22 protein-coding genes, 1 rRNA gene, 1 riboswitch and 2 other annotated features (1 of these 26 running past the window's edge) are annotated in these 21,221 nt (G+C 40.9%); of the genes, 18 read left to right on the forward strand and 5 right to left on the reverse strand.

The window, feature by feature from the left end; translation table 11 throughout:
• Nucleotides 1-87, forward strand: a 5S ribosomal RNA gene (gene rrf / locus BK139_RS12170); the annotation flags it as partial.
• 357 nt (nucleotides 88-444) lie between these two features.
• Here rrf and BK139_RS12175 read toward each other — a convergent pair.
• A complete protein-coding gene (locus tag BK139_RS12175; protein ID WP_076259018.1) occupies nucleotides 445-1,068 on the reverse strand; it encodes a LysE family transporter in 624 nt (207 codons plus the stop codon).
• A 205-nt stretch (nucleotides 1,069-1,273) separates the two neighbouring features.
• On the opposite strand from BK139_RS12175, the gene BK139_RS12180 reads away from it, so the two are divergent.
• Nucleotides 1,274-1,453 (forward strand): H-type small acid-soluble spore protein, encoded by a 180-nt coding sequence (locus BK139_RS12180; RefSeq protein WP_048011339.1) that lies wholly within the window; start codon nucleotides 1,274-1,276, stop codon nucleotides 1,451-1,453.
• Nucleotides 1,454-1,489: 36 nt separating this feature from the next.
• Here BK139_RS12180 and BK139_RS23965 read toward each other — a convergent pair whose 3' ends face one another.
• Nucleotides 1,490-1,639 carry a hypothetical protein gene (locus BK139_RS23965; RefSeq protein ID WP_175609106.1) on the reverse strand — a complete coding sequence of 50 codons (150 nt, stop codon included), beginning with the start codon at nucleotides 1,637-1,639 and terminating at the stop codon, nucleotides 1,490-1,492.
• 165 nt (nucleotides 1,640-1,804) lie between these two features.
• Here BK139_RS23965 and BK139_RS12185 point away from each other — a divergent pair, with 165 nt between their 5' ends.
• From BK139_RS12185 to BK139_RS12205, 6 genes are all read left to right on the forward strand, one after another.
• Nucleotides 1,805-2,146: a metal-sensitive transcriptional regulator gene (locus BK139_RS12185; RefSeq protein ID WP_076259020.1), complete on the forward strand. Its 342-nt coding sequence runs from the start codon at nucleotides 1,805-1,807 to the stop codon at nucleotides 2,144-2,146.
• Between the two features lie 17 nt (nucleotides 2,147-2,163).
• Nucleotides 2,164-2,370 (forward strand): copper chaperone CopZ, encoded by a 207-nt coding sequence (gene copZ, locus BK139_RS12190; protein ID WP_035329639.1) that lies wholly within the window; start codon nucleotides 2,164-2,166, stop codon nucleotides 2,368-2,370.
• A 148-nt stretch (nucleotides 2,371-2,518) separates the two neighbouring features.
• Nucleotides 2,519-4,954 carry a heavy metal translocating P-type ATPase gene (locus BK139_RS12195; protein WP_076259022.1) on the forward strand — a complete coding sequence of 812 codons (2,436 nt, stop codon included), beginning with the start codon at nucleotides 2,519-2,521 and terminating at the stop codon, nucleotides 4,952-4,954.
• 19 nt (nucleotides 4,955-4,973) lie between these two features.
• Nucleotides 4,974-5,102 carry a hypothetical protein gene (locus BK139_RS24365; RefSeq protein WP_261391767.1) on the forward strand — a complete coding sequence of 43 codons (129 nt, stop codon included), beginning with the start codon at nucleotides 4,974-4,976 and terminating at the stop codon, nucleotides 5,100-5,102.
• A gap of 91 nt (nucleotides 5,103-5,193) precedes the next feature.
• A riboswitch (cobalamin riboswitch) is annotated at nucleotides 5,194-5,387 on the forward strand.
• Between the two features lie 134 nt (nucleotides 5,388-5,521).
• Entirely contained in the window at nucleotides 5,522-7,744 is a 2,223-nt protein-coding gene (locus BK139_RS12200) for a ribonucleoside-diphosphate reductase subunit alpha (RefSeq protein WP_076259024.1), read from the forward strand.
• Nucleotides 7,745-7,756: 12 nt separating this feature from the next.
• Complete coding sequence (locus BK139_RS12205) at nucleotides 7,757-8,794, forward strand: ribonucleotide-diphosphate reductase subunit beta (protein ID WP_076259027.1); 1,038 nt, start codon at nucleotides 7,757-7,759, stop codon at nucleotides 8,792-8,794.
• A gap of 51 nt (nucleotides 8,795-8,845) precedes the next feature.
• Here the strand turns inward: BK139_RS12205 and bioB are convergent, their stop codons facing one another.
• Complete coding sequence (bioB, locus tag BK139_RS12210) at nucleotides 8,846-9,838, reverse strand: biotin synthase BioB (RefSeq protein ID WP_076259029.1); 993 nt, start codon at nucleotides 9,836-9,838, stop codon at nucleotides 8,846-8,848.
• Between the two features lie 24 nt (nucleotides 9,839-9,862).
• Nucleotides 9,863-10,459 (reverse strand): biotin transporter BioY, encoded by a 597-nt coding sequence (locus BK139_RS12215; protein ID WP_076259031.1) that lies wholly within the window; start codon nucleotides 10,457-10,459, stop codon nucleotides 9,863-9,865.
• Nucleotides 10,460-10,644: 185 nt separating this feature from the next.
• On the opposite strand from BK139_RS12215, the gene BK139_RS12220 reads away from it, so the two are divergent.
• The 9 genes from BK139_RS12220 (at nucleotide 10,645) to BK139_RS12255 (ending at nucleotide 18,593) form a co-directional block, all read left to right on the forward strand.
• A complete protein-coding gene (locus BK139_RS12220) occupies nucleotides 10,645-10,920 on the forward strand; it encodes a DUF2188 domain-containing protein (RefSeq protein WP_076259033.1) in 276 nt (91 codons plus the stop codon).
• 402 nt (nucleotides 10,921-11,322) lie between these two features.
• Complete coding sequence (locus tag BK139_RS12225; RefSeq protein WP_076259035.1) at nucleotides 11,323-12,075, forward strand: DeoR/GlpR family DNA-binding transcription regulator; 753 nt, start codon at nucleotides 11,323-11,325, stop codon at nucleotides 12,073-12,075.
• Nucleotides 12,072-13,001, forward strand: coding sequence for a 1-phosphofructokinase (pfkB, locus tag BK139_RS12230; RefSeq protein WP_076259038.1), 930 nt, complete (start codon nucleotides 12,072-12,074; stop codon nucleotides 12,999-13,001). Before BK139_RS12225 ends, pfkB begins: the two co-directional genes overlap by 4 nt.
• Nucleotide 13,002: 1 nt before the next feature.
• Nucleotides 13,003-14,874, forward strand: a complete 1,872-nt coding sequence (locus BK139_RS12235) for a PTS fructose transporter subunit IIABC (protein ID WP_076259040.1) — start codon at nucleotides 13,003-13,005, stop codon at nucleotides 14,872-14,874.
• A 252-nt stretch (nucleotides 14,875-15,126) separates the two neighbouring features.
• Nucleotides 15,127-15,993 (forward strand): GNAT family N-acetyltransferase, encoded by an 867-nt coding sequence (locus BK139_RS12240; RefSeq protein ID WP_076259042.1) that lies wholly within the window; start codon nucleotides 15,127-15,129, stop codon nucleotides 15,991-15,993.
• 133 nt (nucleotides 15,994-16,126) lie between these two features.
• Complete coding sequence (locus BK139_RS12245) at nucleotides 16,127-16,924, forward strand: DUF2935 domain-containing protein (protein ID WP_076259045.1); 798 nt, start codon at nucleotides 16,127-16,129, stop codon at nucleotides 16,922-16,924.
• A 114-nt stretch (nucleotides 16,925-17,038) separates the two neighbouring features.
• Nucleotides 17,039-17,269 carry a hypothetical protein gene (locus tag BK139_RS12250; protein WP_083675352.1) on the forward strand — a complete coding sequence of 77 codons (231 nt, stop codon included), beginning with the start codon at nucleotides 17,039-17,041 and terminating at the stop codon, nucleotides 17,267-17,269.
• A 126-nt stretch (nucleotides 17,270-17,395) separates the two neighbouring features.
• Nucleotides 17,396-17,485, forward strand: coding sequence for a putative holin-like toxin (locus BK139_RS24555; RefSeq protein ID WP_219993454.1), 90 nt, complete (start codon nucleotides 17,396-17,398; stop codon nucleotides 17,483-17,485).
• Nucleotides 17,486-17,831: 346 nt separating this feature from the next.
• Nucleotides 17,832-18,593 (forward strand): alpha/beta fold hydrolase, encoded by a 762-nt coding sequence (locus BK139_RS12255; protein WP_175609107.1) that lies wholly within the window; start codon nucleotides 17,832-17,834, stop codon nucleotides 18,591-18,593.
• A gap of 36 nt (nucleotides 18,594-18,629) precedes the next feature.
• Here the strand turns inward: BK139_RS12255 and bcbE are convergent, their stop codons facing one another.
• Entirely contained in the window at nucleotides 18,630-19,889 is a 1,260-nt protein-coding gene (gene bcbE, locus BK139_RS12260; protein WP_076259052.1) for a bacillibactin exporter BcbE, read from the reverse strand.
• Nucleotides 19,890-20,067: 178 nt separating this feature from the next.
• Here bcbE and BK139_RS12265 point away from each other — a divergent pair, with 178 nt between their 5' ends.
• A complete protein-coding gene (locus tag BK139_RS12265) occupies nucleotides 20,068-20,700 on the forward strand; it encodes an MOSC domain-containing protein (protein WP_076259054.1) in 633 nt (210 codons plus the stop codon).
• Between the two features lie 60 nt (nucleotides 20,701-20,760).
• Nucleotides 20,761-21,012 (forward strand) — a binding site (T-box leader).
• 39 nt (nucleotides 21,013-21,051) lie between these two features.
• Nucleotides 21,052-21,221: a binding site (T-box leader), on the forward strand (it continues 76 nt past the right edge of the window).

A 21,221-nucleotide genomic window follows, 5' to 3' on the forward strand; every position in this document is an offset into this window, starting at 1 on the left:
GTTCCCATACCGAACACGGAAGTTAAGCTTCTCAGCGCCGATGGTAGTTGGGGGCTGTCCCCCTGTGAGAGTAGGACTCTGCCGGGCAAATGAAAGAGCACCTGATGGGTGCTCTTTTTCGTGTGAAAATATAGGTATCTGAATCAGTTGGACTCTTTTTTTATACGTCACTTCGGCCAGCATATGTCTCTGCAACGAAGAATTGTGCCAAATGTTAGATAAACTCCAAAACTTGCTAGATAAATCAAAAATCCTGTTAGATAAATTCATAAACCTGTTAGATAAAACCCAAAACATACTAGATAAACTCCAAAACCTGTTAGATAAATCTCCGAACTTGCCTGAAATACCAAATTAACCGCAACACAGTTCAAGGATTTCTATTTTATACAGTCATGAAGCTGTGAATTTTCTTCACCCTGTCCGAATAGATGGAATATGTATTTAAAACAAAAGTTTATAAGCCTGCAAACCAAAATATATACCAAAGCCAATCAAGGATATTCCAGATAAAACTGAAATAAAAGCGAGAATCTTTCCAGTTAAAAATCTTCTAAAGCTGCTGGCGACTGCTGCCATAGTTACATCCCAGAGAAGAAGGCCTGTAAAAATCGCTCCACTGTATAAAATAACATGGGCCTTGTCATACTCAGCTGCTGTTTTTGCCAAGATGGAACCATAGATGCCGAGCCAAAACAGTATGGTTAAAGGATTTGACAATGACATGAGGAAGCCTGACATAAAGGATTTTACTTTAGATTCATTTTTGGTTCTGACGCTGGATATTACTTTGCCGGCGCTAAATATGGTTTCAACACCTGTATATACCAGGACAAAAAATCCAAAGCACCATAAAAAAGCTTTTATAAATGGAATCTCAAGAAAATGTACTACACCCAAATATACTGCTGCCATATAAACTGCATCTGCTGTTATAGCTCCCAGTCCCACAAGCCATGCGTGGAAAAAACCATTTTTTATCCCTTTATCCAATTGCGCAGCATTTATTGGACCAATTGGCGCTGCAAGCGAAAGACCCAAGAAAACATAGCCTAAAAATATGCTCATAAGTGTACAACCCCTAACGCCAAAACCTGTTTGTACAAAGTGTATTCAGAGTATTGGAAGGATAGGACAACTATTTTATCCTTAGCAAGCAGCAGTTTTTGCAATCAGAATATATTGCCCAATAAACAGCTTTACTGACAAAGCAAGCATAAATTTCGCAACCATGCAAAAAATAAACTGAAAAAAGCAGAGGAGAGTGTTTTTAATGGACGCAAAACGAGTGAAGCAAATTCTTTCATCATCAGCAGATATCGAAGTAAGATACAATGGTGCTTCCGTGTGGATCGATAAGCTAAATGAAGATGGGAGAACAGCAACAGTACATTTACGCGGCCCGCTTGAAGAAAGGTCCGAGGTGGAAATTGGAGAACTGACTGAATTGTAATATGACAATAAGCCGCCTCCACTGGCGGCTTTTCGTCTATATATCTCCATTGGAATCAGTTTCTGCCCGTTCATTTAAGTACTTATTCTCAGCAGAAGCAAAGTTTACTGACTGCAGGCTAATTTCTTTGTCAATTCCATAAAGATCTTTGCCATTGTCTTCTAAATTTTCATGCCTTCTATTCACATCATCTGCCTCCTTTCTAAAGTGTTTCCGTTAGTATAAACAGAGATTTTCAATAACATGAAAGGGAAATTATACTTAAACATCCGGAATTTATACCATTTTGAACTCAGAACTTTACATAGGGTACCGGGGTATAATATAATGAAAACAAAGGGGGCTGATCAAATGGCTTTTGATTTGGAAAATGAGGATTTATCTGCTGACAGCTGCTGTTCGATTGATTCGGAGCGAAAAAGTCATCACTCGGAAAAAGTGAAAAAGAATTTGACGACCCGATTAAATCGAATTGAAGGTCAAATACGCGGAATAAAAGGACTTATTGACAGAGACGTTTATTGTGACGATATAATAACACAAATTTCTGCAACTCAGTCCGCTTTGAATAGCGTAGCCAAGCTATTGCTTGAAGGCCATTTGAAAAGCTGTGTGGTTGAAAGAATCCACGAAGGCGATGAAGAAGTGCTTGATGAATTTTTAATCACAGTCCAGAAGTTAATGAAAAAATAACGGGAGGCTACATTATTATGGAAAACGTAACTTTGAAAGTAAGCGGAATGTCATGCGGACATTGTGTAAAAGCCGTAGAAGGCAGTGTCGGCAAATTAAATGGCGTGGATAAGGTAGCAGTGGACCTTGATAATGGCCAGGTGCAGGTTCAATTTGATTCATCTGCAGTTTCACTTGAACAAATTAAAGAAACAATTGACGATCAAGGCTATGATGTAGAGTAATCTAACCCGGAAGGAACGTGTGAATAAAATGCACGTTCTCTTTTTTTACAAATTAAGAAATTTGTCTAATTTTATTTGATTGACATATAGGGTAGTGGGGTATAGTATATAAGTGTAAGGTACTTCGTTTGATAAAGGAGTGGGAGTTATGGGTGATGCAGCCCTGAAGGAGGTTCACCTTCCGATATCGGGAATGACATGCGCGGCCTGTTCATCTCGAATTGAGAAGGGGCTGAATAAGCTGGATGGTGTCCAGGAAGCTAGTGTCAATCTTGCATTGGAAAAAGCAGCGATAAAATATAATCCGGAAGTAACTTCTGTTGAAGCTTTTGAGAAAAAAATTGAGGATCTCGGTTATGCAGTAGTATCGGAAAAAGCAGAGTTCGAATTGCTGGGGATGACATGCGCGGCCTGCTCCGGAAGAATTGAAAAGGGACTTACTAAACTTCCTGGGGTAAAACATGCTGTAGTCAATTTGGCTCTTGAAACGGGCACTGTTGAATATAATCCCGAGCAAGTCTCCGTCCAGGATATGATAAAGAAAATAGAGAATTTAGGGTATCAGGCAAAAGTAAAAACGGATAAAGACCAAGAGATAGAAGGTTATAGGGAAAAGGAAATCGAGAAGCAAAAAGGCAAATTTATCTTCTCATTAATTCTTTCCATCCCTTTGTTCTGGTCCATGGTGGGACATTTCGAGTTTACATCCTTTATTTACGTTCCTGATATGTTTATGAATCCCTGGGTGCAGCTGGCGCTTGCAGCTCCCGTGCAATTTTTCATAGGAAAACAATTTTATGTTGGGGCGTATAAGGCATTAAAAAATAAAAGCGCCAATATGGATTTTCTGGTTGCACTGGGTACTTCGGCAGCGTTTTTCTACAGCTTATACCAATCTTTATTATCACTTGGCAGCAACGGGCATATGGTGGAGCTCTATTATGAAACAAGTGCCATTCTTATAACATTAATCATTTTAGGCAAACTGTTTGAAGCGAGGGCAAAGGGGCGTTCTTCTGAAGCAATCAAAAAGCTTATGGGCCTTCAGGCAAAAACAGCAACTGTCTTGAGGGAAGGGGAAGAAATTGAAATTCCCCTTGAAGAAGTTATTACTGGAGATATCATATTTGTAAAACCGGGTGAAAAAATTCCGGTCGATGGTGAAATTATCGAGGGACAGTCAGCATTGGATGAATCCATGCTGACGGGGGAAAGCGTACCTGTTGATAAAACAGCAGGCGACACAGTCATCGGCTCCACCATTAATAAAAATGGCTTCCTGAAAATTAAAGCCACTAAAGTTGGCAAAGATACAGCACTGTCACAGATTATTAAAGTAGTTGAAGAAGCGCAAGGCTCCAAAGCGCCCATACAGCGAATGGCAGACAAAATCTCCGGGATATTCGTTCCGATTGTTGTGAGCATAGCAGTGGTTACATTCCTGGTATGGTATATATGGGTAAGTCCCGGTAATTTTGCAGAAGCACTAGAAAAGTTGATTGCCGTCCTGGTGATTGCATGTCCATGTGCCCTGGGTCTGGCTACGCCAACTTCTATAATGGCTGGTTCAGGCCGGGCAGCGGAATATGGGGTTCTTTTTAAAGGCGGGGAGCACCTGGAGCTTACACATGAAATCACTACAGTCGTTCTTGATAAAACCGGAACCGTAACACATGGCAAACCGGTTTTAACGGATGTGATTACGGAAGGTAATGTTGAAGAAAGGGCATTTCTCCAGCTTGTAGGATCTGCTGAGAAACAGTCTGAGCATCCATTGGCCGAAGCAATTGTAAAAGGGATAAAGGATAAAGGAATCAATCTTTTTAATCCACAGGAATTTGAAGCTATTCCCGGCTTTGGGATTAAAGCAAAAGTGGAAGGCAAAAACCTTCTAATCGGTACAAGAAGATTAATGGAAACATACGATATAAATGTCCATTCAGCCAAGCAGGAAATGGAGATACTTGAGGAAAATGGAAAAACGGCAATGCTAGTTGCAGTCGATGGCAAATATGCAGGTATCGTTGCAGTGGCTGATACAATAAAAGAAACATCCAGAAATGCAATCAATCGCTTAAAGCAATTGGGGATTGAAGTCATTATGATAACGGGAGATAACAAACGTACGGCTCAGGCAATAGCTGAGGAAGTGGGGATAGACTCTGCAATTGCAGAGGTTCTGCCTGAAGGCAAGGCAGAAGAAGTAAAAAAACTTCAAAACCAGGGAAAAAAAGTCGCCATGGTCGGCGATGGGATAAATGATGCCCCTGCACTTGCTGTTGCTGATATAGGAATGGCGATTGGAACCGGTACAGATGTTGCGATGGAAGCAGCAGATATTACTCTAATGAGAGGGGATTTAAATAGTATCGCAGACGCCATTCTAATGAGTAAAAAAACCATAAGGAATATCAAACAAAATCTTTTCTGGGCATTTGCATACAATACACTTGGCATCCCAGTAGCTGCCTTAGGGTTCCTTGCTCCCTGGCTTGCCGGCGCAGCAATGGCTTTCAGCTCCGTATCTGTCGTTTTAAACGCACTTAGATTACAAAGAGTAAAAGTAAGTGAAAAAAACGTTTAATTGAAAGGGGCAAATTTAAATGAAGAAATGGGCAGGTGCAGCGATTGCTTATCTGGTGCTTGTAATGGCTGGTTATGCGGCATATGATTCTTTCTGGGCTAAGCCAGAGCCGATACCTCATGATATTGAAATCGAAAATCATGAATAACAAATGACCGGGCAGATTAATAATTGTAATTTATTTCTCGATATGATAGAATTCTCTACAATATATAGTATGGATGTTCTAAAGTGAAAACTACATATAGATCGTGATTGGTGTCCTATATGGACTTAATAGGGAATTCGGTGAAAAACCGAAGCTGTCCCCGCAACTGTAAGTGCAGACGAAAAAAGCATGCCACTGTACAAAACGCTTCATGGCGCTAGTATGGGAAGGGCTTTTAGTAGAGTGAAGCACAAGCCAGGAGACCTGCCAGGGCGATCGAAAGTTTCTTATCTTCGGGGATTGAGATGATGAAACGATCGCGTAATGGCCGTCTGTTCATCTGCTTCCTGCTATTATACTATCGTTTGATCCGCTCATTTTCCGGGCGGATTTTTATTTTGCCTTTAGGAGGAAGTAAGATGGTCCAAACCATACAGCCGATAAAAATTTTAGAAGAACTTAAGACAGAATTTCCACAGCTCGACATTGGGCAGCTATTAAAAAGGAAAGAAGAAATGAGTCAGCTGGGAGCGGAGGTCATGTATGACCAGCTTATACTGGATTGTTTATCATTTATCAGCATTGAAGAGCCAGATTGGACGTATGCCGCTTCACGTCTGCTTCTTAAAAAGCTCTATAATGAGTCCGGAAAAAACAGAGAATGCGGGCCGGATGATTGTTACACACATTTTTATACGCTAATTGAACGTCTGACCGCTTTGGGAATTTATGAACAAGATTTATTAGATGTGTATTCAGAGGAGGAGATAAATGAGCTGTCCTATTTTATTAGGAAAGAAAATGACCGTTTATTTACATACCTGGGGCTGAAAATGCTGGCAGATCGGTATCTTGCCAGGGACAAACAGAAAAACCTCTATGAGCTTCCACAGGAGCGGTTCATGATCATCAGCATGGTGCTGATGAAAAAGGAGCCGAAGGAAAAGCGTCTTGAGCTTGTTAAAGAAGCATACTGGGCAATGAGCGGGTTGTATATGACTGTTGCCACTCCAACACTCGCTAATGCAGGGAAGAACTGGGGACAGCTTTCAAGCTGTTTCATTGAGACCGTTGATGACAGTCTTGATTCCATTTATGACAGTAATACCGATATTGCATCACTGTCTAAAAATGGCGGAGGAATCGGAGTATATTTGGGGAAAATCCGCAGCAGAGGCAGTGATATTAAAGGATTTAAGGGGGCATCTTCAGGGGTGATTCCCTGGATGAAGCAGCTGAATAACACAGCGGTCAGTGTCGACCAGCTTGGACAAAGGCAGGGTGCTATAAGCGTCTATCTGGATGTCTGGCATAAAGATATCTTCCCGTTTCTTGATGCAAAGCTTAATAATGGAGATGAAAGGCAGCGAACACATGATTTATTCACAGGTGTCTGCATTCCTGATTTGTTTATGGAAAAAGTGGAAAGCCGAGGGTATTGGTATTTATTTGATCCCCATGAAGTCCGTACAATCATGGGCTTTTCCCTGGAGGATTTTTATGATGAAGGAGAAGGCGAAGGGTCATTCCGCCAGAAATATAAAGAATGCATAGATAACCCGAATCTATCAAGGGAAAAAGTTCCTGCTATCGAGATCATGAAATCCATCATGAGAAGTCAGCTTGAAACCGGGACACCATTCATGTTCTACCGGGATGAGGTTAATCGGAAAAATGCCAATTCTCACAGCGGGATGATTTATTGTACCAACCTTTGCACTGAGATCGTACAAAACCAAAGTGTTACTAAGAGGGTTGAAGAATATACAAGAGATGGGAGAATTATTATCGAAAAACAGCCGGGAGACTTCGTTGTCTGCAATCTTTCATCCATCAATCTTGCTCGGGCCTTAAGTGAAGGAGTCCTTGAAAGGCTTGTGCCCATTCAGGTGCGAATGCTTGATAATGTTATTGATATAAATAGTATTCCGGTTCCTCAGGGGCAGATCACAAATCAAAAATACCGTGCGATTGGACTGGGGACTTTTGGGTGGCACCACCTTCTTGCACTGAAAAAAATCACATGGGAAAGCGAAGAAGCTGCAGAATTCGCTGACATTCTATATGAACAAATTGCTTTTTTAGCGATAAAAAGTTCTATGAATCTGGCAAAAGAAAAAGGAAGCTATTCAGCCTTTAAAGGTTCTGAGTGGGAAACGGGTGCGTATTTTGAAAAACGGGGATATCTGGAGACAAAGACAGAAATGGACTGGACAGGATTGAGCAGGGAGGTAAAGGAATTCGGCGTCCGAAACGCCTATCTGATGGCGGTTGCCCCTAATGCATCTACTGCATTAATTGCAGGAAGCACACCGAGTATTGATCCTATATTTAACAAGCAGTATTCCGAAGAGAAAAAGGATTATCGAATCCCTGTTACGGCTCCTGAAATTAACAGTGAGACCATTTGGTACTACAAATCTGCCTATCATATTAACCAGGAGTGGAGCATCAGGCAGAATGCAAACAGACAAAAGCATATAGATCAGGCTATTTCATTTAATTTCTATATACCTAACCATATTAAAGCTATCGATCTTTTAAACCTGCATCTTTCAGCATGGAAGAATAAATTAAAAACAACTTACTATATCCGTTCAACTTCATCAGAGGTTGAAGACTGCGAATCTTGCTCAAGCTAAAGGAGGCCCCTTATGAATACTCTAAAAAAACGCCCAATTATTAATCAATCGGCGCCTAATAAATCAACTTCAATCATCAACGGCGAATGCTCCAATATCCTTAATTGGGATGATGTCCGCTTCTCATGGGCCTATCCCAAGTATAAAAAAATGCTCGCTAACTTTTGGACGCCATTTGAGATAAACATGTCACAGGACATTAAGCAATTTCCGCACTTAACGAAAAGTGAACAAGATGCCTTTTTGAAGATTATTGGGCTGCTTGCATTGCTGGACAGCATCCAGACGGATTATGCCGGAAAAGTTGCTGATTATATTACCGACTCAAGCCTATCAGCACTCATGATCATACTTGCACAGCAGGAGGTGATTCATAATCACTCCTATTCCTATGTTCTATCAAGCCTTGTTCCCAAACAAAAGCAGGATGAGGTTTTTGAATTCTGGCGGACAGAACCTATATTAGCTGAAAGAAATGAATTTGTTGTGAACGGATATAAAGATTTTGCAGAGAATCCAAGTGCGGAGAGTCTGCTGAAATCGATTGTGTTTGATGTCGTTTTGGAGGGGCTATTCTTTTATTCAGGTTTTGCATTTTTTTATCACCTGGCAAGGAATCAGAAGATGGTAGCCACCTCAACGATGATTAATTACATCAACCGGGATGAACAAATCCATGTAGATTTGTTTGTTAAAATTTTCAAAGAAATCCTTAAGGAAAATCCGGAGCTTAATACTAATGAATTAAGTGAATTCGTCCGGGAGACTTTTAAAAGTGCAGCTGAGCTGGAAATTGAATGGGCCCGCGATGTGATCGGCAGCAAAACAGAAGGCATATTGCTGTCTGATGTTGAAGCCTATATCAAATTTTATGCCAACGTCCGCTGCAATCAGCTGGGATATGAACGGCCGTTTGAGGGCTTTCGAACCAATCCTCTCCGCTGGATAGTAGCGTATGAGGAGGTTGACCAAGGGAAGTCTGATTTCTTTGAACAAAAATCGCGGCAATATACAAAAGTTCAAATAGATAATGGGTTTGACGAATTATAGAAAAGATATATATTAAAAAAAGATTCTGCTGTGGCGCAGAATCTTTTTTTATCAGGAAAATACTGGCTCCCCGGCTGCAAAATCAATTTCAAAACCCAGGTCCTTCAGCATTTGGTGGTCTGCTGTGCTTTCCTGTCCGGCGGTGGTTAAGTAATCTCCTACAAAAATGGAATTGGCCGGAAATAATCCAAGCGGCTGCAGGCTCCTGAGATTCACTTCTCTGCCCCCGGATATTCTGATTTCCTTTGATGGATTGATAAAACGCATGAGACAAAGCACTTTCAGGCAATAGCGGGGATTCAGCTCATCTGTTCCTTCTAATGGTGTCCCATCAATGGCATGAAGAAAATTAACCGGAATTGAGTCGGCATCAAGCGCTTTTAGGCTTCGGGCCATCGCTATCACATCTTTTTTGGTTTCCTTCATGCCGATGATAACACCGGAGCATGGTGAGATGCCTGCCTCCTTTATTAATTGGACAGTATTGACTCTGTCTCGATATGTATGGGATGTAGTAATGCTCTCATGATGTTCTTCAGATGTATTAATATTGTGATTGTAGCGGTCCACTCCGGCTTCTTTCAGCTTCTCAGCCTGTTCAGGCTTCAAGAGTCCAAGGCAGGCGCAGACTTTCATATTATAGTGATCCTTTATCTCTTTAACAGCAGATACAACTTCATTCAGCTCTTTGTTGTTTGGGCCCCTGCCGCTTGCAACGATACAATATGTTCCAACATTAAGCTGATGTGCTTGTCTAGCTCCTTGTAAGATAGAGTCCTTATCCATCATCCGGTATTTTTCAATAGGTGCAGTTGAGATGCTGGATTGTGAACAATAGCCGCAGTTCTCAGGACATAATCCGGATTTTGTATTTATAATCATGTTTAATTTAACTTTATTCCCGTAATGATGATGGCGGATTTTATAGGCACTTTGCAATAAATCCAGAAGCTCATCATCCGGGCAATTTAATATAGACATCGCCTCCGAGTCTGTCAATTCATGTCCTTCAAGTACGTCAAAAGCCAGCTTTTGAAAATTCATAAGTATCCTCCTTAGTAAAATGGATTATGCTGCCCGGTTTATTTTTCTGAACTGACTGCGGGCAAATACTCTATGCTCCAGCCGATATGCCATTACCCCGGCAAAAACAGAGAGAATAATGTCCTTTGGAAGAGGGACCGCCATCCATAGCCAAGCCATCTGATAGGTAAATCCTTCAGGTGCTGTAAACCAAAGTTTATAAGCCAGGTACATCCAATTTGTCCCGAAAAGATAATTGATCGCCATTCCAATTAGAGCTGCAGTAATATATACCGGAACTGATTTTTTCTTTTCAATTATTTTCCCGGTGACATACGCTGTTAGAATGAACGAAAGGATAAAACCGAAAGTGGGGTTTAATAATGAAGCAAAACCGCCGCCGAATTTTGAAAAGACCGGAGCGCCTGCAAGCCCGACGAAAGCATAGACAGCCATTGTAATAGCTCCCAGCCGGCTTCCTAAAATAGCCCCTGCCAAAATGGCAAAAAAGGTCTGTAAAGTAATAGGCACTCCTCCGATAACCAAAAATGGCACAAATGAAGTGATGTTTGCCCCAACCGCCATCAGGGCAACAAACATACCTGCCAATGTTAAATCAATTGTCCTCAAACCTGTCTTCATAAAAAGCCTCCTGCTAGATTTATATTTATACAATTTAGAATAATAGCAGCAGTTGCTTTATGTCAACTAAAAATAAAAATGGTTTACATATATCATTTTGAATAAAGTTTTTATCTAGGGATAAAGGGTAAAGTGATACTGCTCATCAAATAGATGATGTCCACACAATTTAAGGAGGTATAAACATGGCAAATAATAATAACAACATTCAAAGTGACGAACAGAAACAATATTTCAAGGACCGGGCAGGCACAGATGAAGCGAGATTCCATGTAGTACCGCACGATGAAGAAGGTTGGGCAGTCAAAAGGGAAGGTCAAGACGAGACTGAGTACACTGCAGATTCACAGTCAGATGCTGTTGAGGAAGCAAAGCGCATGGCTGAGGAAGCAGGCACAATGGCCATTTTGCATAATGAGGATGGAAAAATTGAAGATCTGTTAAATTATGAAGATAAATAATCTTAGAGAAGGGCATTACTTTTGTGTAGTGCTCTTTTTTTGTTATGGAGATAATGTGATTTTTTTCTAAAACAAAAAAATTCCGCTTCCTATAAGAAAGCGGTTCAAAAAAGAGACCTTGGACCAAGTTAATTCTGAAATTAAAACAATATATAGTAGCGTTAGTTGTCAGAAGAAACTATATATTGTTATTTTAGATTCTAGCATAATAAATCATAGAGAGCAAACTATTATTTTAATATATTTAAAATATTCTAATTAAAAGAATAAATATTCTATAAACAATCAAAAACAATCAACCTATGATTGAATTTGATTTATTTTGAATGAAAATGATTGATTTTTGCAATCGGTTTCAGTATGATGTAGTCAAGAAGAACAACACACCCGGGAGGTGATGTTTTGTTAACACCAGAGCGCCACAAATTGATTCTGCAGCTTTTAAAAGAGAAAGGTGTAGTTAAAATTCAGGATCTCGTTGACATGACAGAAACATCGGAATCAACAATCAGAAGGGACCTTACCCAGCTTGAGGAAGGAAAGTACCTTAAAAGAATTCATGGAGGTGCAGCCAGGCTTCAGGGCAAGCTTCAGGAACCCAGCATGTCTGAAAAATCATCCAAAAACCTTCAGCAAAAGCGCCAAATTGCCCAATACGCAGCAAACCTTGTTGAAGAGGGGGATTCCATCTATTTGGATGCAGGCTCGACAGTAACTGAAATGATTCCCTTTTTGCCTGCGAAGAAAATTGTGGTTGTAACGAACGGACTAATGCATATCAACGCATTGCTCGAAAGGAATATAAAAACATTTTTAATCGGCGGTTTTGCCAAGGAACAGACAAAAGCCATCATCGGCAGGGGGGCATTGGCGAGCCTGGAAAATTACCGATTTGATAAATGCTTTATGGGAGTTAACGGTATCCATCCTCAATTCGGCTACACCACACCGGATCAGGATGAGGCAATGATCAAGCAAATGGCCATTTCTCTTTCAAGGGAGGCATTCGTGCTTGCCGATGACACGAAGTTTTCAGAAATTGCGTTTGCCAAGATTGCCGATTTGCATACAGCAGCAATTATTACAAATGAACTGAATGAGGATCAGCAAGAGCCTTATATCAGCAAAACTACAATAAAGGTCGTGACAGCATGATACACACATTGACGCTAAATCCGTCAGTGGATTACATCGTAGAATTGGATGAGATAATAGTCGGCGGTCTTAACCGCATGAAGCAGGATACAAAGTTCCCTGGAGGAAAAGGAATCAATGTTTCGAGAGTGCTGAAAAGAATGGATGTTGAAAGCAAGGCGCTTGGCTTTGCAGGCGGCTTTACAGGAGATTATATTGTTAATTCCTTAAATAAGGAGAATATTCAAACCGACTTTGTACAAGTTGCAGGAGACACAAGAATTAATGTAAAGATCAAGGCAGAGACGGAAACAGAAGTCAATGCCAAAGGGCCGGCCATTTCAGAAAGGAATTTCGAGGATCTAATAAATAAAATCCGCAGCCTATCAGAAGAAGATTTGCTTGTCCTCGCAGGCAGTATTCCATCAACCTTGCCTGAAACAACATATGAAGAGCTGGTGAAAATCTGTTCAGAAAATGGAGCGGCTTTTGTGGTGGACGCAGAGGGAGAATTATTGAAAAAGGTTCTTCCTTACAAACCGTTTTTAATAAAGCCCAATCACCATGAATTGGGTGAATTATTCAGCAGAGAATTCACTTCCGCTGAAGAAGTCATCCCTTTTGGACAGAAACTTGTTGAAATGGGCGCACAGAATGTAATTGTTTCATTAGCAGGCAAGGGAGCAGTCTTGATATCTGCTGATGCAGCATATATTTCAAGCGTTCCAATAGGAAAAGTAAAAAGTTCAGTTGGCGCCGGAGATTCCATGGTAGCCGGTTTTCTTGCAGCTTATGAAAAAAACAAAAATATAGAAAAGGCTTTTCAATACAGTGTTGCTTCCGGAAGTGCTACCGCTTTTTCGCTTGGTCTTTGCACAAAGGAAAAAGCGGAGGAATTGCTTTCTCAGGTTTCGATTGAAAAGGTCAGCCTAAAAGGGGAGATTTAGGATGAGAATAACAGAATTACTGACAAGAGATACGATTCTGCTCTCATTGAGCGGAACAGGCAAAATGGATGCCATAAATGGATTGGTAAACAAGCTTGATGCAGCTGGAAAGCTTCATGACCGGGACGCCTTCAAGAATGCAATCTTAAAGAGGGAAGAACAGAGCACAACAGGCATAGGTGATGGAATTGCCATTCCTCATGCCAAAACGGGTGCGGTCAAAGAACCTGCTATTGCGTTCGGCAAATCAGAAGAAGGCGTAAATTATGAATCGCTTGACGGTCAGCCTGCACACTTATTTTTTATGATTGCAGCCCCGGAAGGAGCTAATAATACACACTTGGAGGCTCTATCCAGGCTCTCATCGATATTAATGAACGAGGAAGCACGCAAAAAACTTCAGTATGCTGCTTCTGCGGACGAAGTTATTGAAATCATTGACAGCTATGACGGGACTGAAGAAGAGGAAGTCCAAAATATTGCTGACAGCAAACGATTTGTTGTGGCTGTAACAGCTTGCCCAACAGGAATTGCCCATACTTATATGGCAGCTGATTCACTTAAGGCCAAGGCAGCTGAAATGGGTGTTGATATTAAAGTTGAAACCAATGGCTCAAGCGGTGCTAAAAACGTTCTGACACCAGAGGAAATCGCGAATGCAGCAGCAATTATCGTTGCGGCAGATACCAAGGTTGAAATGGAGCGATTCAGCGGAAAGCATGTCCTTGAAACGGCAGTTGCTGATGGCATCCGTAAACCTCAGGAGCTTATTGAAAAAGCGCTTAAGCAGGATGCTCCTGTTTACAAGGGCGGAAATGCGGACAGCGGTGAATCCTCTGGAAATCAAAAAGAGCAAAAAGCCGGTATATATAAGCATTTAATGAATGGTGTATCCAATATGCTTCCATTTGTTGTGGGCGGGGGGATCCTGATTGCCATTTCCTTTATGTTCGGATATAAAGCAGCAGATCCTAATGATCCGTCGTATCATCCTATCGCTGAAGCACTGATGACGATTGGCGGGGGAAATGCGTTTGGATTAATCGTTCCAATCCTTGCAGCCTTCATTGCCATGAGTATTGCTGATCGCCCTGGATTTGCTGCAGGTGCAGTCGGAGGGATGATGGCAGCATCTGGAGGCGCAGGATTCCTTGGCGGCATCATTGCCGGCTTCCTTGCTGGTTATGTGGTAGTTGGGTTAAAAAAAGTTTTTGCCGGCCTGCCTTCATCTCTTGAAGGAATTAAAACGATTTTGCTTTATCCGCTCTTTGGAATTGCTATCACAGGATTGCTGATGCTTTATGTTGTGAACAAACCAGTTGGCGCATTAAATTCTGCTATCACCGAGTGGCTTTCAGGCCTCGGCACTGGAAATGCTGTCCTGCTGGGGGCAGTGCTGGGACTGATGATGGCATTTGATATGGGCGGCCCGGTTAATAAATCAGCATACGTTTTTGGTACAGGGCTTCTTGCAAATGGAGTATATGAACCGATGGCCGCAATCATGGCTGCGGGTATGGTTCCGCCACTTGCCATCGCCCTTGCCACAACTTTATTTAAAAATAGATTTACTAAACAGGAACAGGATGCAGGAAAAGCAAACTACATTATGGGATTTTCGTTTATTACTGAAGGCGCAATCCCTTTTGCAGCTGCAGATCCATTGCGTGTTATCCCATCCATCATGGCAGGGTCTGCCTTGGCAGGTGCAATTTCAATGATGGCTGGAATCGGATTAAGGGCGCCTCATGGCGGAGTCTTTGTCGTCCCTCTAGTTGATGGGCCATGGGGAATTTACCTTGCAGGAATAATAGCAGGTGCTCTTTTGTCCGCTGTTCTTATTGGAATCCTGAAAAAGCCTGCAAATAAATAATGTATGAACAAAAGCCGGTACTTGATGTATCGGCTTTTATTTTAGAAAATCCTTCTAAAATAGATTGAAAAAACTGAAAATAAATGCTTTAATAAAAATAAACTCATAAGTCTATATATTTTTTTGATAATAAATAAACTATCCAGTCTATTTAAAATGGAGGTGTAATTACATGGCCATTATCATTGTAATTAAAAGAGGGAACAAACATAAATAACAATCAAAAATTTAAAAACATGAAGGAGAGCGGCTATGAAAATAAAAAGACTTTCCCAGTGCACCCTGGAGGAGGCGCTGACAGCCTGGAACAAAGGCTTTGAAGGCTATATAGTTCCCATTAAGATGGATCTTCAGGCATTTGTTAACCGAATGATATCTGAGGGTCTTTCTCCTGAAAAGTCGATTATTGTATTTATGCACGGAGAACCTTGCGGAATCATAATGAATGGATTCCGGGAGATTAACGGCAGAAAAATAGCCTGGAACGGAGGCACTGGAATCGCCCCGGAATTCCGCGGAAAAGGACTCTCTGCAGCAATGATGGAAGAGGTAATTAGCATCTATAGAGCTGAAAAAGCCCACACCGCTGTTCTTGAAGCAATTGAAGAAAATGAGAGAGCGATTAAGCTCTACAAAAAAGCCGGCTATGTGATTACCGATCACTTGCTTTATTTAAACAAGAAGCTTCCAAATAACGAACTGGGCTTATTAAAGGAAAACCCCTTTTCCATTAAAAGGTTATATCCTGAACAGCTGCAGTCACTTAGCTTTTATGATACCACCGCTGCCTGGCAGTGCCAGTGGCAAAGTGTAAAACACGGAGAAGCTGCTGTGCTATTAAATGACGACGGAAAAGCGATTGGCTATATTTTATACAAAAGAATACTGAAAGCGGGAGGACGAACAGACCGCATCATCATCTATCAGTTAAGGTTCAATAATGGAAATAACTATGAAAAAATGACGGAAAGCATTCTCGGCAGTCTGTTCATGGATGCGGATGAATCTATTGATTTCACTGCAGTTAATATCTCTGTTTCCAATCCCTCCTCAAAAGCTTTACTTGAATTAGGATTCGAAAAAAAGGTTGGTCAGGTAATGATGGAAAAATCGCTTTAGGATATCTGCTTTTCAATTTCCCTTTTGCTCTTAAAAACTAAGTTGCCGATCCATAATTGAAGTTAGTGCTTAGGCATAATTTCAGCTGGTTTCTGATATGTTTTTATGAGTACGCTTGAAAGGGGAGATATACTTGGCTGCTGAATTTGAAAATGCTGCAAAATTTGAACACGGGTTTTGGCTGCAGATTTTGGGTGATCATGCACGCTTTATACATGATTCATTATCACCAAAGGAAAAAGACAGCATTGAACGGGCAAATTACTTTATACAGACCTTTGACCAGCTATTAGGAAGGGTTGGAGTGGATAATCTGGAGCAATTGAGCCGGAGGGCGGAACAGGAAGCTAAGAAGCTGCGGGAATTTAAATTGAACCTGATTGAACGTCATTTGATAGGGAAAATATCCATTCATCTTGGCCCGGTATTTATTAACCATATGGTCAATGAGCTTGAGGAATATATGCTTGTCCTTCAATATTTAAAAAAGGGGGAAGCCCCGCCTGTATTTCATGAGCTCCATCACCATTTAATCTGGCTTCTGGATGCAGCTGGCCATGCAGGTGCCATATCGGACAATATAGAACGTGTTGAGAAGAAAATTAAGAAAATCAGTGATGGCTATACAAAGGATTTTGAAGCATTTTATTTAAAGGCCGTAGAAATGTCCGGCTTCCTTCGGACTAATGTTGAATCATTCCCCGCCCTTCAAAAGTTTAACAGCGATGTTACGCTGGAAATGACTCTTTTTATGAACTTCCTCAATGAAATTGAGGAGCTTGAATTAAGCAAAGAGGCATTGGGTACATTTGCAGCTTTAATGGCTGATCATATGTACCGTGAAGAATGCTATTACCTCTCAAAGCTTGCCGAGTCTACTCAGTCTGAAAAGCCAAAATGTGACCCGGCCAAACCAAGGCTTAAAGAATAATTTCAAAACTGCCATTTTCGGCAGTTTTTTTGCATGCAGAACATGAATCCATGTTTTCCAGGGTAAAGGAATATTAAAAAGGCTGATATCATGGAACTGATTAGATGGAGTTATATGAGGAGAAATCAGGTAAAGGGGTTCTTTGACTGTTTTCCTGAAGCAATCATTATTTTTAAAAGAATAAAAAATTATTATTTTATCCATAGCGTGGAATGGGGAGGCAATCCTCAGTTAATTGCTGAGCAGCAGCTGGAGGATATGGAGTATTTGCTTAATCAGGAGATGGGTTTTCTTCATGGATATCTTCAAAGGAAATCTGCAGATCAAAAAGATTTGAAAAAATAGGAAAGAAGAATCAATTTGTTTAAAATAGAACATGCGTTCGACTAAATGGACAGGATTGTGTTATAATAAAGAAGCAATGGGAGTTTCTCAAGGGTGGTCGGCTAGCCCCGTATTTGAAAGGGGGTGATGCCTTTGACAGTTTTCGAATCGATCATGATGATGATTTCTTTTTCTAGTCTGATCATTGCTGTCATGACTTTTAACCATAAAAAATAGACCTCCCTTGATCTGACAATTGAGGGAGAGGTCTACGTCTTTGACAGGCCGATCCCCTAAGGGAACGACTATTGCGAATGACCGTGGGTGCGGCAACACCTGCGGTCGTTTTTTTTATTCATATTCTTAATTAAAGGATATCATATACGTCTCAGAAAGTCACGGAAATAAGCAGAATCGCATGATCAATTATAGTATATGCAGATCTCGCTTAAACATCCCATAATGATTCTTGGCCTGTCGTGCAATACTAAAATGGCAGCACAGTACCATTTAGTTTGAACCTTAAAGGTATAACGTTCCGCATAAAGCCATCTATGTTTTGTCAAAGGAAAGGACGATTCAATTGCCGGCATTTATTTATGAGGATACAAAGATTTTTTATGAAACAATGGGCAAGGGTGTGCCGATCCTCTTTATACATCCTCCCGCTATGGGAAGAAAGGTATTTTATTATCAAGGCCTCCTGGCAGAGCATTTTCAGGTGATTTTTCCTGATTTAAGCGGGAATGGAGATTCTGCTGGCCCGGAAAAAACAGTAACTATACAAGGATATGCAGAAGAGATAAAAGCTGTATTAGACCACTTGGATATTGAAAAAGCTGTTATTCTGGGCTATTCATCAGGCGGCATAATTGCTCAGGAGTTTGCCCTTTCATATCCGGAAAGAACACTTGGTGTCATTCTCTCAGGCGGGTTTCCAGAGGTGTTATCGGAAACCTTCAAATATGAGCATATTCTGGGGATGTACTTTGTGAAGCACTTTCCAGGTTTTCTGCAGTATGTAATAGCATCGAGCCATACAAAAGATAAAAAAGTCAGAGACGAGATTCTGGAGCATATGAAAAAAGCAAATCACACCATGTGGTTTCAATTTTATGATAGATCACTTCACTATTCCTGCACCGACCGCCTTAGGAACTTAAGTGTCCCACTTCTCCTTATTTATGGCTCAAGAGATTTTGTTAATCAGCATATAAGGAGCTATAGAAGATATGTCAGCTTTCAGGCAGCCATAATCAAAGGCGTATCCCATCAGGTGCCAACTAAAAAGTGGCAGCTATTCAATCAGGTTGTAACTTGTTTTGTACAGCAGCATTTTAAATAAAGAAATCCGTATCGTCATGGAACGATACGGATTTTTTCAGCTGTCATTTGCTTCAGGTTTGATTGCTAAAATGGCTGCAATGGCAGCAAGAATGGTTATTCCGCTTAAAATATAAAAGAGCCCTTGATCAGAGTGCTTCATCAGAATAGCAATGGCAGGCGGGCCGCCGGCAACCCCGATAAACCGCATTGAACTGTATAGCGAAGTAATGGTTCCACGTTCCTCTTTTGCAATTCCCTCCGTAATCAACGCGTCCAATGAAGGCAGTGCAACTCCTATGCCAATTCCGGCAAACAGGAACATGCTGATCATAAACCACATATTGTTTGAAAAGCTTAAGATTGCAGTGGCAGCTGCCACAAGCACTGATCCTAAAAATATGATCCACTTCATCAGTATTTTATTTTCTTTTATTTTTTTGCCTGTCAGATAGGATGAAAGGCAGAGTGCGCCAAGCGGGACAGCCAGCAGAAGCCCTTTTTTAACATCTTTAATACCGTATGTCTTTTCAAGCACATCAGATAAATAAAAAAGGATCCCAAAAAGCACAAACATGAGAATAGCACCTATCAGGAAAATAGCATAAAGCCATTTTCCATTGTTTTTAAAGGTATCCTTAATATTGCTCCAAAACTTCTTCAGCGGTAGAGGTTCTTCTCTTTTATTTGGCGTTTTTACAAGGAAGAAAACCAGCAGGATTGAAATGGTACAAAAAACTGGAAATGAAAAAAACGGTAAAAACCATATAAACCCTGCCAGAAAAGCACCAAGTATAGGTGATAAAACTTTTCCAAAAGTGTTGGAAGTTTCAATTAGGCCAAGGGAGCTGCTGACATCATCGTCATTTTTAAACATATCCCCGACCAAGGGCATAACAATTGGTGCCGCACCTGCTGCCCCAACACCCTGCAATGCCCTCCCGGCTAATATGATCCAATAAGCATCTGCCATTTTCCATGCCGCCCATCCAGAGATCAGCCCGCCAATTCCTGCAATGAGAAGACTTGGTATAATTACTTTTTTACGGCCGATATGATCGGATAAAAAGCCTGCAATTGGAATCAAAATAATGGCTACAATACTGTATACGGTAATAATCATGCTGGATTGGAATGCAGAAATATTTAGTTTATTTTCCATCGCCGGCAGAACGGGAATCAGCATGGAATTCCCAAGTGTCATAACGAGAGGAATTGAAGAAAGTGAAAGTATGGCCCATTTTTGGTTATGAACATCATCACCTGACTTCTTTTTAGCTTTGGAATTTACAGATTGTAAATTTTCAATGTGCTCCATATTTCTGACCTTCCTTTTCGTTAATCAAACTAGTCTTAATATGGGCTAAATGAAGAAAAACTAACTAGAAAAAGCTTTGTCTTTTTATGGGAAAGTTCAAATTCTGGAAAAATTTGTTTCGATATCCTAAAAAGAAACCGTTACACTATAAAGAAAACGAACACGGGGAGGGAATTATGTGAGGGAGATTATTTCCTTAAGCATTGGAAAGCCAAAAAAGCACAGGTGGAATAACAAAGAGGAAATATCGGGAATCGGCAAAGAAAAAATCCACAGTGTGTTTCTAGCGAAGGAAGGTTTTATGGGGGATGGAGTGGCAAATACTGATTTTCATGGCGGTCCAGACCGTGCAGTGTGCCTATATCCTTACGAACATTACGGGATGTGGGAGAAAGAATTTAAAAAGTCATTCTCTCCACCGTCATTTGGTGAAAATATTTGTGCGGTAAATATGCAGGAGAAGGATGTTTTTATAGGTGACACCTTTTCACTGGGGAAATCTGTCATCCAAATAACACAGGGGCGTATCCCATGCTCCACAATATCAAAGCATAACGGAGAAGATCAGCTTTTAGGAAGAATGGTGGAAACATGCTTCACAGGCTACTTTTTCAGAGTGCTGAAAGAAGGAACTGTAACAGCAGACAGCGTACTAAAGCTTGAAGAAAGGAAGCAGGAAAGTGTATCGGTTCTGAAAGGGAATTTTATCATGTTCCATGACCGAAGAAACCTTAAAGCTATAGAAGAACTGCTGCGGATTGAGGAGCTTGCAGATGTGTGGAGAGAAAAGCTTGAAAAAGCATTATTATAAAAAATGAATTTTTCCCCTTGACATTTTTCATTTATCGGAATAGTATAATAAGCAATATATCGATCGGCAATGACAAAGAGTAGTAACTGCTGGTGAAGCTAAAGAGAGCTGATGGTTGGTGCAAATCAGTGTGGAAACAGCAGTGAATGGACTTTCGAGCCTCCAAACCGAACCTTTTTTAAGCAGTAGGCTTTGGCGAACGGTCTCATCGTTACAAGGGACAGATATTCAGGCGATTTTCGCTTTGATATCTGTTAAGTGAGCTGATTGATCAGCTAACAAAGGTGGCACCACGGGTTTCTCGTCCTTTTTAGACGGGGAGCCCTTTTTATTTTTATATAACTTTAATACTTTAAATCGCTAAGCAAGAGGAGTAGATTGATGGAGATCCGTCTAAGAGAGCTGGGGAAAGGTGAGAGCCCGGTACGGAACGTCATTCGAATGGACTTGCGAGAGGCTTCCTGAACGATAGTAGGGAAGCACGGGTTTCCGCCGTTAAAAGGATAGGGTATCGACTTATT

Origin of the sequence: Paenibacillus sp. FSL R5-0490, from assembly GCF_001956215.1 — a bacterium.
In the GTDB taxonomy this organism is placed as follows: Bacteria; Bacillota; Bacilli; order Bacillales; family Cytobacillaceae; genus Cytobacillus.

Excerpts from the sequence above, each read along its gene's own strand:
- BK139_RS12175 (WP_076259018.1), bottom strand. The coding sequence starts at position 1,068 with ATGAGCATATTTTTAGGCTATGTTTTCTTGGGTCTTTCGCTTGCAGCG.
- BK139_RS12180 (WP_048011339.1), top strand. The coding sequence starts at position 1,274 with ATGGACGCAAAACGAGTGAAGCAAATTCTTTCATCATCAGCAGATATC.
- BK139_RS12185 (WP_076259020.1), top strand. The coding sequence starts at position 1,805 with ATGGCTTTTGATTTGGAAAATGAGGATTTATCTGCTGACAGCTGCTGT.
- copZ (WP_035329639.1), top strand. The coding sequence starts at position 2,164 with ATGGAAAACGTAACTTTGAAAGTAAGCGGAATGTCATGCGGACATTGT.
- BK139_RS12195 (WP_076259022.1), top strand. The coding sequence starts at position 2,519 with ATGGGTGATGCAGCCCTGAAGGAGGTTCACCTTCCGATATCGGGAATG.
- BK139_RS24365 (WP_261391767.1), top strand. The coding sequence starts at position 4,974 with ATGAAGAAATGGGCAGGTGCAGCGATTGCTTATCTGGTGCTTGTAATG.
- BK139_RS12200 (WP_076259024.1), top strand. The coding sequence starts at position 5,522 with ATGGTCCAAACCATACAGCCGATAAAAATTTTAGAAGAACTTAAGACA.
- BK139_RS12205 (WP_076259027.1), top strand. The coding sequence starts at position 7,757 with ATGAATACTCTAAAAAAACGCCCAATTATTAATCAATCGGCGCCTAAT.
- bioB (WP_076259029.1), bottom strand. The coding sequence starts at position 9,838 with ATGAATTTTCAAAAGCTGGCTTTTGACGTACTTGAAGGACATGAATTG.
- BK139_RS12215 (WP_076259031.1), bottom strand. The coding sequence starts at position 10,459 with ATGAAGACAGGTTTGAGGACAATTGATTTAACATTGGCAGGTATGTTT.
- BK139_RS12220 (WP_076259033.1), top strand. The coding sequence starts at position 10,645 with ATGGCAAATAATAATAACAACATTCAAAGTGACGAACAGAAACAATAT.
- pfkB (WP_076259038.1), top strand. The coding sequence starts at position 12,072 with ATGATACACACATTGACGCTAAATCCGTCAGTGGATTACATCGTAGAA.
- BK139_RS12235 (WP_076259040.1), top strand. The coding sequence starts at position 13,003 with ATGAGAATAACAGAATTACTGACAAGAGATACGATTCTGCTCTCATTG.
- BK139_RS12240 (WP_076259042.1), top strand. The coding sequence starts at position 15,127 with ATGAAAATAAAAAGACTTTCCCAGTGCACCCTGGAGGAGGCGCTGACA.
- BK139_RS12250 (WP_083675352.1), top strand. The coding sequence starts at position 17,039 with ATGAGGAGAAATCAGGTAAAGGGGTTCTTTGACTGTTTTCCTGAAGCA.
- BK139_RS24555 (WP_219993454.1), top strand. The coding sequence starts at position 17,396 with ATGCCTTTGACAGTTTTCGAATCGATCATGATGATGATTTCTTTTTCT.
- bcbE (WP_076259052.1), bottom strand. The coding sequence starts at position 19,889 with ATGGAGCACATTGAAAATTTACAATCTGTAAATTCCAAAGCTAAAAAG.